Below are 13971 nucleotides of genomic sequence, written 5' to 3'. Positions count from 1 at the left end.
AACCGGCACGCCGGCGCGATTATGAACTGAGGTAAAGCTGCAGCGGCGCGCCGCGGTCACACCTGCGCAAAAAGCCGCGCGACCGCGAGCATCATGCCGACGAGGCCGCCGACCACCGCACCGTTCAGACGAATGTACTGAAGATCGGCGCCGACGCGGTCTTCGATCTGCTGGACGAGCCGGTCGGTCTCGAGCGCTTCGAGACTCTCGCGCACGGTAAGGCCGATCTGGTGGTGATGGCGGCTGAGCAGCTCCTGCGCGGTCGTACGCACCCACTGGTCGAACGTCGCACGACGGTCGGGATGGTCGAGCAGCTGCAGCACGCTGGCCTGGAGCTTCCGTTCGATGAGCTGCGACAGCGTGCCTTTGGGATCGCCGAGATCCCTTTCGATCTGTGCGCGCAATCGCGAGAGGACATCGCGCACGAGCGGGCCGGCTTCGAGGCTCTCGACCAGAGCCGCACGCACGCCTTCGATTCGCGCAAGCGCCTCGGGATCGCCGCCCTCGACGCGCTCGGCGAAACCTCCGAGCGTATCGAGCGCGTAATGTCGCAGCGGATGGTCGAGATCGTCGGCCGCGTCGCGAAGCTCGGCGGACGCAAACTCGCACGCGGCCTCGACGATCTTTTCGCGCACCGTCCGTCGCCGCAGCAGGAACGGCACGAAGCGGCGCCCGCGCGCATGCAGCGCGGTGGCCGATTGCTCGAGCCACCAGTGGAGCTGCTCGGACGTTCGCGGCCGCGACGCGATATTGGCAAGCGACGTCGCAAACGCCGTGAACGCTGCGTCCGCAGTCGGGCTTCGAACGATGCGGGCCAGCCACTTCCCGGCGGTCGCGTCGATGCGCAGGTCGGCGAGCTGACCCCGCAGCGTGCGCTCGGAAAAATCGACGACCTCGCGCTCGGTCAGCGTGCGCGCAAGACCGCGCAGAAGGTCGCGCAGCGGGGCGGCCACACGCTGCGCGTGCGACGCATCACCGAACCAGTCGACGACGGCTTCACTCGGCGACAGGCGCGCGAGCCGCTGGCCGATCACTTCCGGTGACAGCCATTCCTCCTCGACCATGTTCACGATCGCTTCGGTCATCTTCGCGCGGCGCGCAGGAATGATCGCGGTGTGCGGAATCGGAATGCCGAGCGGATGCCGGAACAGCGCCGTGACCGCGAACCAGTCGGCAAGGCCGCCGATCACAGCCGCTTCGAAGCCGGCGCCGACGATGGAGAGCCACGTGGACTGCGGCACCAGGCCGAGGCGCGGCCCGAAATGCGCCGCCAGCGCGCCAAGGATGGCGATCGAAAGCGAGATGCCTCCGACGCGGTTTCGCCTCGACGCTGCCATGCGCATGCAAAGTCGACGATGGTCCGCAGGAACTCAAGCCGGGGCCGGCGCTTTGGCGCCAGTGCCGGCTGGCTGCCGCCGCATCCGCGAGTTTTTCTTCCGGCGCGGCGAAGAAGCGGCGGGATCGAGCCGAAAGCATGTCCAGCCGCCCTCGCGGAAGCGCGGCATCTCCGACAGCGCGTAGCGGTGCTCGAGCCGCTTCAACAATTCTCGTTGGCGCGCCGACGTTTCGTCACTGTCGGCGTACGTCCACAGATATCCGATCCGGGTGCGGGCTTCTCGCAGCGATGCCAGCCTGACCATCGGGTCCTCGTAGCAGCAGCTGTGCGTGCACTTTGAGCGGCGAACGTGCGGAAACGGGCATCCGTACGGCAGATCGCAGAACCGGCAGGTCACGACGAGCTCGCGGTCGTTGTCGTAACGGCCGAAATAACGCAGGAACCTCGCGTAGAAGACCGATGGATCGGTATGGTTCTCGTCGGCTCCGCGCGGATAGTTCAAGACCAGGAACGCGTTTTCGTCGAAGCGCTGCCGGCGCATTTCCCGGATCCGTTTGTTGACGTCGTGGCGGACGACGCCGTCGGCCGTATCATAATCAAACACCGGCGTGTGATTGTGCTGATGGCTCACGCGCAACACGGAATAGACATAGTAGCCGTTGGACAGAGCCAGCACCGCAGCGAGCTGTAGGAAGAAGGAGCGCGGAACGATCCTGCGGATGCGTTGCCAGCTTTCGAACAGCGCGGCGACGGTGAGCGCGAGAAAGACCTCGCCGAGGAATGCCCGCTGGCTTTTGCTGCCATGGATCGCCGCAGAGTATCCGAGCGCAAGCAGCAGGCCCCACGCGCCCGCGCGCGCGATCAGCCGTGGGAACGAGGCTGTGCCTCTTCGCAGGATTTCCAGCGCGATCAGCCCGAGCAGCAGTCCGCCCTCGAAGACGAGGAAGAACGGAAAGAACCCGCCCGACGAGCGACCGTACGGCAGGCTCGACCCCATGGCCTCACGCAGAAAGCGGTGAGCCTTGATCAGCGACGGAAATGTCACTTCGACGCCCTGCCTATCGCGCGCAGTGCGCGACACGAGACCGATCACCCTGCGCAGATACTCGCCGGAAGATGCGACCTCGACGATGGCCATGCATGCGGCGATGGCCGCGCCTGCAATCAGGAAATTGCGGCGACGCGCGCCGGACGCTGCCGGCTCATCCAGCGCGAGCATCATGCTGCGCGAGACGAGCCATGCGCCGCAGTAGAGCGGCAGAAAGAACGTGAGCCCGTACGCCTGCGAAATCTGCACGAATGCGACGCCGACGAGGCCCGCACCGAGGATGGCCCGGCTGCGCAGGATGAATTCCACGCCCGCGATGGCGGTAAGGATCGTGGCAAAAGCCTGCGTATCGAACGCCGAAATCGACTGGAACGTAAGGAGCACGGGCGACATCGCCATGCACGCCCACGCCGTCCGCCGCGCATCCTCGCGGCGAAAGACCGACTGCACGATCACGTACAGCGCCGCGAGCAGAATGCAGTCGTAGACCGCCAGCACCATCGCATTGGACCAATAAGGAAACAGCCGCCCGATCGAGCCGTGCAGCAGCAACGACAGCACCGATTCCGTACCCGTGTTGTACGTGGGAAAGCGGAACGGCTGGAGGAAATGAACCTGCGGCAGCGACAGCAGCTCCCAGCGGCTGCGGAATGCCTGCGCGTTCAGGAGCGCGATCAGATCCCAGTTGTTGAACTCGTCGTTGTCGGCGATCAGGCGGAAAACGATCAGCGCGGCGAAATGAAACACCAGCAGCGGTTTGACCCAGCGGGCTGCGGCGCCACCGGACGCCGTGGGTTCATCCGCTCGCGAAGGTGGAGAAGCGCCCACTATTCGCGCACGTCCAGCGCGTCGCGAAGCGCATCTCCAAGAAGCTGAAGGACAAGCACGAACGCAGTGATCGCAAGGCCCGGCCCGACCACCAGATGCGGCGCTTCGACGACGAAGCTGCGGGCTTCGGCGAGCATCGATCCCCACGATGCCGACGGCAGCCGTACGCCGAGGCCGAGGAACGAGAGGCTCGCTTCGGCGACGACCGCGGCTGCGGCTCCGAACGCCGCCTGCACGACGAGCGGAGCGGCAATCAGTGGCAGCACGTGGCGCGTGACTACGTGGCGCGGCGCGACACCGAGCGCGACGGCAGCCCGCACGTGCTCGAGAGCGCGCACGCGGCGCACTTCGCCGCGCACCAGCCGCGCGTAGCCGGTCCATCCGAATGCCGAGAGCGCCACGATCACGTTGCCGATGCCGGGGCCGAGCATTCCGGCCAGCGCGATCGCGAGCAGAAGCCCGGGAAACGCGAGCAGCACGTCGACCATGCGCATGAGCAGCGTGTCGGTGATCCCGCCGAGGAACCCGGCGGCGGCGCCGACGAGCACGCCGATCGCGACCGACACGGTCACGCTCGCGAGCGCGACGGCGCACGAGATGCGCGCTCCGGCGAGCGTTCTCGCAAAGACGTCGCGGCCGAGCTTGTCCTGCCCGAGCGGATGCGCGAGCGCCGGCGGCCGGAGCCCTTCGGAGAGCTCGATTCGCGAGCCGGCTTCGGGCGCAATCACGCCTGCGGCCATCGCGACGAACGCGCCGCCGGCGAGCAGGCACAGAAGGACGACGACGCGCCGGCGAGGTCCGCTCACCGTGCGTCTCCCGCGTCACCGATGCGCGGATCGACGAGCGCCTGCGCGATCTCGGCTGCGAGGTTGGCAAGCACCGTCGTCGTTGCGACCACCAGCACGGCGCCCTGCACGACCGGATAGTCGCGAGCCTGGATCGACTCGACGACGAGCCGTCCGAGGCCGGGCCACGCAAAAATCGTTTCGGTAACGACCGCTCCCGCGAGCACCGCGCCGAGCTGGAGACCGAGCACCGACAACACCGGAGTAAGCGCGTTCGGCAGCGCGTGCACGAACAGCACGCGCATCGGCGACGCACCTTTGGCACGTGCCGTCCGCACGTAGTCGTCCGACAGCGTTTCCAGCAGCGACGCGCGCGTCATGCGGATCAGGATCCCGCTCATGCCCGCGCCGAGCGTGATCGCCGGCAGCACCAGGTGCGCGGGCGTTCCGCTTCCGGCAACCGGAAGCCATCCGAGCGCGACCGACAGCAGCAGCACCAGCATCGGCCCGGTCCAGAACGTGGGCGTAGCCACGGCGGCGAGGCTCGCCGCGAGCGCGAAGCGGTCGATTGCGGATCCTCTGGTCGCTGCCGCAGCAGTCCCGAGCGGAATTCCAATTGTGACCGCGACGATCAGCGCCGCCACTGCCAGCAGCGCCGTTGCCGGAATTCGCGCGGCGACGAGCGACGCCACCGGCTTCCCGCTGCGGATCGAGCTTCCGAGATCGCCGTGTGCGATCGCCCCGAGCCACCGGGCGTACTGCACGCCGAGCGGCTCGTCCAGGCCGAGCCTGGTGCGCAGCTCGGCGCGTGCAGCGGGAGCGGCGCTTTCGCCGATCATCACGTCGACCGGATCACCCGGTACGACGTGCAGCAGCAGGAATACGAGCGTGGCCACGCCGAACAGTGTCGGCACGAGTGCGCCGAGACGGCGCAGGATCATGCGCAGCAGGATCACCGGCGCCAGTGCCCTGCATACGATCTCGTGACGGATCTCGCGACCGATCCATGCGGCGGGATCAGCACGCGCAAAGCAGCCCCGCAGGATGTGTGCTCGCGGCACGCGTCCGGTTGCGAAAAGGCGCCGGTGACGGCTTAAACGCCGGAGGCATCGAAGTGCAGGGAGTATTCAAGCAGCTGAGGACGGCGCTCTGGTCGGAGCCCGAGGCCGAAATGCCCGTGTGGCGCCGCCGGCTCGTCCACGTCGGCCAGGTGCTCTGGCTCGCCGTCGAAGGCTTCGAGGGTGACGCGTGCTCGATGCGCGCATCGGCGCTCACGCTGGCCAGCATGCTCGCGCTGGTCCCGGCGCTGGCCGCGTCTTTTGCGTATGTGCGCGGCCTCGGCTGGACCGGCCAGCGGCTGGAGTCGCTGCTGCTCGAGCGCGCGACGATTCTGTCTCCCGAAGCGGTCTCCACGGTCGTCTCCTGGGTAGACAATATCAGCATTGCCGGGCTTGGTCTGATCGGCGCACTGATCGCGATCGGAAGCGCAGCCTCGCTGCTGATCCAGATGGAGGATGCGATCGACGCGGTGTGGGGAAGTCCGCACGGCCGCAGCGCGGTCCGGCGTGCGGCCGACGCGCTGATGCTGCTCATCTTCGCGCCGCTGATGATCGCCGTGGCGGCCAGCTCGGAGGCCGCTTTCCGAAGCTCGGCCGTGATGGTCTGGCTCGAAAGCTTCGGAGGCTTCGAGCTCCTCATCCGCATGGGCTTTTCCGTCGTCTGGTACGCGCTGGTCTGCATCGCGTTCGCGGCGCTGTACATGTTCCTCCCGGCGGCGCCTGTCGACCGCCGCGCCGCCTTGATCGGCGGCATCGTCGCCGGCGTCGCGTGGCAGCTCGCTCAGGGATTCTACATCGCGTTCCAGTTCGGTCTTCAGGGATACAACGCGGTGTACGGCACGCTCGCGCAGCTTCCGATGCTGGTCGCGTGGATGTGGACGAGCTGGGTCATCGTGCTCGGCGGCGCCGAGCTTTCGGCTGCGATCCAGAATCTTGCCGCGTGCGGGCGACATTACATTCCGAAGCTGGTCGGCGTGGCGGCGCGCGAACGCCTGGCGATCTCGATCGCGATCGAGCTTGCACAGGCCGCGCACGCGCGAAGAGCCGCGCCGACGCTCGCCGAGCTCGCCGTCATCCTGAAGACGCCGGTGCGAAGCGTGACGGAAATGTTCTGCGTGCTCGCCGAAGAAGGCCTCGTGCACATCGGCGGCCGCGACCAGCGCCAGTGCTTCCTGTCGCTGTCGCCCGGAAGCATTCCCGCCGACCGCGTCGTCGCCGCCGCCAGAGGAGAGAATCTCCTCGACGCCGGCACCGCGCGCCCGCCGGTCCTGCGCATGCTCGAGACATTCCAGCAGGCCCGCCGCGCCGCCCTCGGCAACGCCACCCTCGCCGACCTCGTCGATCCCGTCGCGTAAAAGGGGACAGGTACATTTAAATTTCCCCTTATTTTTCGCGGCGGCCATTTTGTTCTGGACGCCGTTAGAAAAATCCGATAATCAGATTTTCATGAGTGGCGCGAAGAAGCCGGTCGGCAAGGCTCGTAACTCAAGCCCGCTCCCGCCCAGATACGAAATCGCTGCATCAGGTTCGGGCCGCGTTGCAGCGCCGGAGCCATCGTATGTCTCGGCCTCGGCGATGTCCGTCGTCTCCGCAACCGAAGCGGCACGGAGCTTTTCCGATCTCGTCAATCGAGCCTGCTACCAAGGCGAAACGTTCGTCATCGAGCGCGGAGGGCGCCCAATCTGTCAGCTCGGGCCGCTGCAGGGCAGCCGCTGCACCGGCGCCGATCTCCTTGCGCTCTTTTCGAAGCTGCCCAAACCCGACGAAGAATTTCTCGACATCGTCGAGGCGCTGAGTCGGGCGCAGCCCGACGTGGAGCGGTCACCTTGGGACAAGTGATCGATTCGAGCGTCCTTATCGCAGCGGAGCGCGGGCTTCTCGACCTCGGGGCAGCGCTCGGCGATCATCGCGACGAAACGTTCGCCATCTCTGCCGTAACCGCATCCGAGCTGCTGCACGGCGTTCATCGCATCTCGTCCCGCAAGCGTGCAGCCACCGAAGCTTTCGTCGAAGGATTGATCGAACGACTGCCGGTGTTTTCGTTCGATCTGCGAAGCGCGCGCATCCACGCCCGACTCTGGGCCGATGCTGCCGTGCGCGGTGATCGCATCGGAGAGCGCGATCTGCTGATCGCCGCCACTGCGATTGCCCACGATTGCGGAGTCATCACGCGCGACGAACGAAGCTTCCGGCGAATCCCCGGCCTGACGGTCACTCGCTGGTAGAACTGTGAACGTCTCGCCGGTAAGACCATGATGATTGCCTCGACAACGTGCAGTGCATTTCTCGCGGCGCTGATTGTGATTGATGCCGGGAATCCGGGCGCCGTGGCGGCCTTCGAATGCCCGATAAGCCAACCAGCTGATACCGCGGCTGCGATGCCGTTCGTATGGGTATGGCTACAGGCGGCGAATTCCATAAATTCTGTGGTTGGCATTCAGCTGCGGACGCAGCCCATCGAAGATGTCCGAATGACACTCGACGAGGCGGAGACGCTAACGGACTGTGTCACGGAGCAACTTGTTTTGTACCAAAGCAGCAAGAACAAAAAAGTTGCAGAACTCTCGAAGACTCTCAGGGACAGCTCCATCATTCTGCGTGGGCTTGCCCAGCAGAATACTGCAATGTTTCAGAAGTACATCGGCGATCGCGGGTCGAAAGGCAGTATCTCGGCAGAGGAATGGAACCAGTTCTATGTTCAGGTTCCGTGTCTAACGGATGCGCTGGCCAACGCGACACTGGATCTTAGATCCGTGCTGGCGCCAATTGATAAGAACGATTTAGTAATTTCGCGAAAGGATCGAGACGAGCTCGTTAGTTACCTTTCGAGGGTAACTTGTTCTGGGAGTTATCAGGAGGAGCATCGGCTCCGCGCTAACCCACTTCGAGAATCAATGTGCAGTTTTTTGAGTTGGCTAAAGAGCGCGCGTACCCGAAACGTCGCCCGTCATATGTAGAGAGCTTTAAGACCGTAAATCAGTGTCTGTCCCCGATTTCACCGAGATGCGCGTGCGCCAGCGCGGACAGATCTCCTGACGGATGCGGCGTGAACCCTTCGAGCCGGCTCGACATCACGACCACGTTCTTCGGCCACCACATCGGAATGTACGGCAGCGCACGCGCCGACGCGCGCTGCACACGCGCATAGATCGCCGTGCGCCGTGACGGATCGGTTTCCGCGCGGCCGCGCTCGGTCAGCCGATCGATGCGCGCGTTCGCGAAAAATCCGCGATTGCTGCCGGCCGGCGGCGTCATCTTCGAATGAAAAACAACGCGCAGGAGATCCGGATCACGAATGCCGATCCACGCGAGCGAGTAAAGGTCGTAGTTCCCGCGCGCGATGTCCTGGAAGAACGTTCCCCACTCGTAGCTTTCGATCGAGATCTCGATCCCGACTTCGCCGAGCTCGGCAGCAATCACTTCGGCGATGCGCCGGCGAAGCTCGACGGTGCTCGTCGTGTAGCGCAGGCGAAGGCGTGGAAGTGGACCGTCGCCGTCGGGATCCGGATAACCGGCCGCATCGAGAAGCCTCCGTGCACGTGCCGGATCATAGGCGTAACGGCGAACGTGCGGCTCGTAGCCGGCGTGGTGCGGTGGAATGAGTCCGCTTGCGACCTCGGCCTGGCCGGCGAGCACCCAGGTCACGATCGCATCGCGGTCGATGGCATGTGCGATCGCGCGCCGGACACGAACGTCGGCGAGCGCGGGATGGCGGTGATTGATGCCGAGATACTGGTAGGCATCGTACGGCGTGACCGACACGCTCAGCGCGACGCCGCGCTGTGAAACTCCGCCTCGTTCTCTCTCCTGCAGATGCCGAACGGCATCCGGCTCGAGCGCGTTCTGCACCAGATCGAGATCGCCGCTTTCGAGCTGAAGCGTGCGCATCACGGCGTCGGGCACGACGCGAAACTCGATCGCCGCAAGCGTCACCGGCCCGCCGAACCATCCGTTCACCGCACGAAGCAGGATCGAATGCGGATCGATCTCTGCGGCTTCATACGGCCCGCATCCGTTCGCACCGGTGGCCTCGTCGCTCTGCGGCCCGGCCGCGACGCGCGCGGGAAGGATTCCGACGGTCGCGCCGTCGAGCAGCGCCGCGTTGGCCGACGAAAGCTCGAAGCGCACGCGATGCTCGCTGTCGGCCGCGACGCGGGTCACCGACGACAGCGCGGCGCGCTTCGGCGACGCGGTCTTCGCATCGAGGACGGACCGGTAGGTGGCCACGACGTCGTCCGCAGTCACCGGATCGCCGTTATGGAACCGTGCGTCATTTCTGAGCTCGAAGACCCAGGTCTGAGCGTCCGGCTGGCTCCAGGCGGTCGCGAGCGCGGCCCGCCAGCCGCCGCGGTCGTCCGGTTCGACGAGCGAGCAGTGCATGAGGCCGGCGATGCGGCTGCTGTCGGCATCGGCCGCAAAACGCGGATCGAGGCTGGTCGGAGCAGCTTCGATCGCGATTCGGAGCGCGCCCGCAGCGTCTGCCGGGCCGTGGTGACCGCAGCCGGACGTCATCCGCGCAGCCAGAAGCACCGCGGCAATTGCCGCGCTGCGGCTGCGGAACGGCCGAAAAACGGCCTTTCCGGATGGCGGCAAGAGGCCGCCTTTGCTACCTTTAGCGTTCCTTTTGAACAGGCGAGGCAGGCGGGGAAGCCGTCCTGAGAGGTGAGGGATGCGGGAACGTGACAAGGTGGGAACAGAGGTGAGGTCGGTCCGCCCGGCGACGCGATCGGGTCGGAACACCGGGCTCCAGACACTGGCAACGGCCCTTTCGACTGCAGCGGCAGCACTGATCCTGTCTGCCGCACCAGCCGCACCGGTCGCATGCACCACAGCCGCAGCGCTGGTCCTTGCTTCCGCTTCGACGGCTGCCGCGACGCCAACTCCGGGCAACACGCATTTCCCCCGGTACAAAGAGCTCGAGCCCAACGTCGCGTTCTGGAGCGACGCGTTCACGAAATGGACGAGCCACCAGATCGCATTCCACGACGTCGAGCACTTAGAGCTTGTCTATTCGGTCCTGTCCATTGACGACATCGTCGCGCGCCTTCCCGAAGGACAGGTCGACGCCGCGATCCAGGCGCGCCGCAAAGCGGAAGGCGAACGCATCTCGGCGATGCTGGTTTCGATCTCCGAGGGACACGCGCGCACCGAAGAAGAACGCCGTATCCTCAAAGCCATCGCGAAGATCGGCTACGAGCCGTCGTACGCGATGACGCTGTCCGAGCAGGTTCGCTCGCAGCGCGGTCTCGGCGACAAGTTCTGCGACGCGGCTGCGCGCGCGCAGGCGTACCGTCCGATGATGAGCGAGATCCTGCAGAGGTACGACGTGCCGCAGGAGCTGCTCGCACTTCCGCTCGTCGAGTCCGGATACAAGATCGGCGCGCGTTCGTCGGCCGGCGCTTCGGGCATCTGGCAGTTCATGCCGGCCACCGGCCGTCTGTATCTCGAGGTCAATGGTTCCTACGACGACCGGCGCGATCCTCGCCGCTCGACCGAAGCCGCAGCAAAGATGCTGCGCAAGACTTACGAGAACCTCGGGTCGTGGCCGCTGGCGATCACGTCGTACAACCATGGTCCAGGCGGAATCGCGCGCGCGGTAAAGGACATGGGCACCACGCACTTCGGCGTGATCTCGAGCCATTACAAGGGAAAAAGCTTCGGATTCGCGTCGCGCAACTACTACGCCGAGTTCCTTGCCGCGGTCGACGCGATGAACCGTGTGCCCGAGCTCTGCGGGCAGATCAGCGCCCCGACCTACCAGCCCGACGAAGCGATGATCTCGACGAGCGCGTCGATCCGCGATCTGGCGCGCGCGGCGCGCACCAGCGTCGACCAGCTTGCCGACCTCAACCCGGCGCTCAGCGACGGCGTCCTGCGCGGCAGCGCGAAAGTTCCGCGCGGCTATCGCGTGAATCTTCCGCACGGCACGCGGAGCGAATTCGAAGTCGCGTTCGGCCACGTCGACCACAGCTCGCCATCTGCTCCGGACATCATTGCCCGCGATTCCGGCGGGTCTTCGGCTTCGGCTTCGGCCGAGACCGTCGAGGCAGAGGCATCGCCGCCGCCGAGCAAGCCGATCATCCATCGCGTGACTCGCGACGAGACCCTCGGGCAGATCGCGCGCCGCTTCGGCACCACCGAGACGACGCTGCTGTACATGAACAACCTGCGCAATGCCTCCGCGATGAAAGTCGGAATGAACCTGAAGGTTCCGGCGGACCGCGTCACCACCCCGGTCGCGATCGCAGCAGCGCAGGTCGAGCATCCGCCGATGTCGCGCAACATGACGACCAACGCCGGCATCATGGCGGCCAGCCAGGCTGGCCAGGCCGCAGCGCTCGCCGCACGCACGGCGGTGGCCGCAGTGCCGGCGGCAGTGATTCAGAAAGACGATGTCACGAAGCCGGATTCTCCTGCAGTCGTGCGCGTCGAGCCCGCCGTGATCGCATCGGTTCCGAAGGAAGCTCCGCCTGCAGCCAGCGCTTCGCCCGCGGCAGCTACCGCGAAGGCGTCGCCGGCGAACGACAAGAACGACGATGGGCAGGCCGAGCCCGAGCTCACCGCCGAGCACAAGGTCGGCCGCGGCCAGACGCTCGTGCAGATCGCGTCGATGTACCACACGACCGTCGACGATCTGATGAAGCGCAACGGCATCACCGATCCGACTTCGATCCAGTCCGGCCAGACGCTGAAGGTTCGCGCGAGCGGCAGCGAGATCGTCTCGGGCTCGACCGTCGGCCGCACATACAAGGTTCGCTCCGGCGACACGCTCTCGAAAGTCGCGCTCGCCAACGACACGTCGGTCGAGACGCTGAAGCGGCTCAATCCGAAGATTGCGTCGGAAGGTCTCAAGGCCGGTCGGACGATCAAGGTTCCGTCGGCGGGTGCGGTCGCGGTCGCGTCGGCGGCGCGCAACGACGACGACGACGACATGCCGAGGTCGGCGTCCACGTCGCGCGGAAAGTCGGCCTCTGCGGCTTCGGCCAAGACGGCGTCCGCGAAGTCGACCAAGACGTCTGCGAAATCGTCGTCTAAGACGGCCGTTTCGAAGTCTTCGTCGAAGTCGGCGGCGAAAGTTGCGTCGTCGAGCTCGTCACGGTCGAGCTTTCGCAGCCACCGCGTGCAGAAGGGCCAGACGCTGACCAGCATCGCCCAGAAGTACCGGACCTCGGTCGACACGCTGAAGCGCATCAACGGCATCCGTGACGCGCATAACGTGCAGGTCGGAAAGACCATCAAGGTTCCGCTCTAGCTTTCCGTGTAAACGCTCGGACGCCCTTCGGTTTCCGCGGCATCGCGTGATAGAGCCGAAGGGTGCGTGGCTACCCGGTCTTCCTCGATCTTGCGGGACGGACCTGCCTTGTCGTCGGCGGCGGAAGGGTCGGGCTCGGCAAGGCGCGTGGCCTCATCGATGCCGGGGCGACGGTTCTCGTCGTCGATCCGGCGCCTTCGGACAAGCTTCTCGATCTCGAGCGCGCGAGCGCGCTGGTGACCATCGCGGCCCGGCGCTTCGAGGCCCGCGATCTCGACGGCGTGCTGCTCGCGTTCGCATGCACCGGTGAAGCGTCGGTCAATGCGTCGGTCGTCGAAGCGGCCGCCGCGCGCGGTGTGCTCGTCTGCGACGCAGGCACCGGCCGCTTGCCAGGCGGCGGTTCTCCGGCCACCGAATTCGCCAGCGCCGCGATCGTTCGTCGAGGCGATCTCTGCGTCGCCGTCTCATCGGGCGGTACGGCTCCGGCGCTCGCCGCATACGTGCGGGACCGCATCGCGAGCCAGCTCGGCGACGAAGCGGGCGAGGCCGCGACGCTTCTCGGCGAGCTTCGCGAGCGCCTGATCGAAACCGTCGAGGACGGCGGCACGCGACGGCGTGCGATCCGCCAGGTGCTCGACAGCGGTTTCGTCGAGATGCTCGCCGCGGGCCGGCGCGTGGAAGCCGCCGCGCTCTGCGACGCCGCGGTCGCCGGCGCACGGACGCCGAGCGCCGCTCAGGACCACCGTACGAACGCAAAAGAGGACACATGCACTCGCTGATGCTTCTTGCCGCAGCCTTCGGCTACGTCGCCGCATCGATTGCGTTCGCGCGCACGTTTTCGAGCCGCACGGCGCCCGGCGAGAGCCGCGCGCCGATGTTCCTGCTTGCCGGCGCGTTCGCGCTGCACACGCTCGACCTTGCGCTCGAGATCGTCCACGCGGGCGTGCTTCCCGTGGCAACGTTTGCCGGCGGCTTCTCGTTCTTCGCGTGGCTGCTGGTCGGCGTATATCTCGCCGTACAGGGGCGCATGAGCCTTGCGGTGGTCGGTGTTCTGGTCAGCCCGCTCGCGTTTCTTGCGGCCATTGCCGACCTGCTGGTGCGCGGCGACGACGTTGCGGTGCCCGCAGCGCTGCGCAGTCCGTGGCTGACCGTGCACGTCACGCTCGCGCTTCTCGGCAATGCCGTGTTCGCACTCGCGTTCGCCGTGAGCGCCGCGTTCCTGCTGCAGCAGAACATGCTGCGTTCGAAGCGCGGTGGCGCGATCCTCCACCGGCTTCCGGCTATCCAGACGCTCGACCGCATGAGCCTGGTCTTCCTGCTGTGGGGCTTTCCGCTGCTCACGCTCGGGATCGTCACCGGCGGGTTCTGGTCGATGTCGGCAACCGGCCACTTCTGGTCGTGGGAGCCGCGCGAGACGCTCGCGGTGCTGACGTGGCTGCTTTATGCGGGTCTGCTGCAGCTTCGGCTTCTCGGCGGGCTGCACGGACGCAAGGCGGCCGAATGGACGATCGCAGCGTTCACGCTGCTGCTCGCGTCGTATCTGCTGGTGAACCTTCTCCAGCTTGGCAGCCGGCACGGAGGGAGTCTCGGGGAGCAGGCCGCCGAAAGCGTGCAGAGCGGCCAGGCCGGAAAGGAAGCATCGTCCGGGGACGGCGGGCGGTGAA

At 66.2% G+C, this 13971-nt stretch carries 12 protein-coding genes; 7 read left to right on the top strand and 5 right to left on the bottom strand.

Annotated features, from left to right (window positions below; genetic code table 11):
• Positions 1-56: 56 nt before the first annotated feature.
• From VN634_17790 to VN634_17775, 4 genes are all read right to left on the bottom strand, one after another.
• On the bottom strand, positions 57-1337 hold the full coding sequence (locus VN634_17790) for a DUF445 domain-containing protein (GenBank protein HXC52741.1): 1281 nt from the start codon (positions 1335-1337) through the stop codon (positions 57-59).
• A gap of 33 nt (positions 1338-1370) precedes the next feature.
• A complete protein-coding gene (locus VN634_17785; protein ID HXC52740.1) occupies positions 1371-3131 on the bottom strand; it encodes a hypothetical protein in 1761 nt (586 codons plus the stop codon).
• Positions 3132-3211: 80 nt separating this feature from the next.
• Complete coding sequence (locus tag VN634_17780) at positions 3212-4018, bottom strand: ABC transporter permease (GenBank protein HXC52739.1); 807 nt, start codon at positions 4016-4018, stop codon at positions 3212-3214.
• On the bottom strand, positions 4015-5058 hold the full coding sequence (locus VN634_17775; protein ID HXC52738.1) for an ABC transporter permease: 1044 nt from the start codon (positions 5056-5058) through the stop codon (positions 4015-4017). The genes VN634_17780 and VN634_17775 overlap by 4 nt, the downstream gene beginning before the upstream one ends.
• A gap of 53 nt (positions 5059-5111) precedes the next feature.
• Between VN634_17775 and VN634_17770 the strand changes: the two genes are divergently transcribed.
• The 4 genes from VN634_17770 to VN634_17755 are packed head-to-tail and all read left to right on the top strand — an operon-like array spanning position 5112 to position 8012.
• A complete protein-coding gene (locus VN634_17770) occupies positions 5112-6410 on the top strand; it encodes a YihY/virulence factor BrkB family protein (GenBank protein HXC52737.1) in 1299 nt (432 codons plus the stop codon).
• A 49-nt stretch (positions 6411-6459) separates the two neighbouring features.
• Positions 6460-6894: a hypothetical protein gene (locus VN634_17765; protein HXC52736.1), complete on the top strand. Its 435-nt coding sequence runs from the start codon at positions 6460-6462 to the stop codon at positions 6892-6894.
• Positions 6891-7280 carry a PIN domain-containing protein gene (locus VN634_17760; GenBank protein HXC52735.1) on the top strand — a complete coding sequence of 130 codons (390 nt, stop codon included), beginning with the start codon at positions 6891-6893 and terminating at the stop codon, positions 7278-7280. Before VN634_17765 ends, VN634_17760 begins: the two co-directional genes overlap by 4 nt.
• Positions 7281-7307: 27 nt before the next feature.
• On the top strand, positions 7308-8012 hold the full coding sequence (locus VN634_17755) for a hypothetical protein (GenBank protein ID HXC52734.1): 705 nt from the start codon (positions 7308-7310) through the stop codon (positions 8010-8012).
• A gap of 19 nt (positions 8013-8031) precedes the next feature.
• On the opposite strand, the gene VN634_17750 is transcribed toward VN634_17755, so the two are convergent.
• Positions 8032-9648: an ABC transporter substrate-binding protein gene (locus tag VN634_17750; protein ID HXC52733.1), complete on the bottom strand. Its 1617-nt coding sequence runs from the start codon at positions 9646-9648 to the stop codon at positions 8032-8034.
• A 106-nt stretch (positions 9649-9754) separates the two neighbouring features.
• Between VN634_17750 and VN634_17745 the strand changes: the two genes are divergently transcribed.
• The 3 genes from VN634_17745 (at position 9755) to ccsA (ending at position 13970) form a co-directional block, all read left to right on the top strand.
• Positions 9755-12307 carry a LysM peptidoglycan-binding domain-containing protein gene (locus VN634_17745; GenBank protein HXC52732.1) on the top strand — a complete coding sequence of 851 codons (2553 nt, stop codon included), beginning with the start codon at positions 9755-9757 and terminating at the stop codon, positions 12305-12307.
• A 62-nt stretch (positions 12308-12369) separates the two neighbouring features.
• Positions 12370-13086, top strand: a complete 717-nt coding sequence (locus VN634_17740) for a bifunctional precorrin-2 dehydrogenase/sirohydrochlorin ferrochelatase (GenBank protein HXC52731.1) — start codon at positions 12370-12372, stop codon at positions 13084-13086.
• Entirely contained in the window at positions 13074-13970 is an 897-nt protein-coding gene (gene ccsA / locus VN634_17735; GenBank protein ID HXC52730.1) for a cytochrome c biogenesis protein CcsA, read from the top strand. The genes VN634_17740 and ccsA overlap by 13 nt, the downstream gene beginning before the upstream one ends.
• The last annotated feature ends 1 nt before the right edge of the window (position 13971 follow it).

It is taken from the genome of Candidatus Limnocylindrales bacterium (assembly GCA_035571835.1).
Classification (GTDB): domain Bacteria; phylum Desulfobacterota; class Binatia; order UBA1149; family CAITLU01; genus DATNBU01.
Note: the sequence above shows the minus strand (reverse complement) of the source record. Positions and strands in the feature narration are given on the sequence as shown.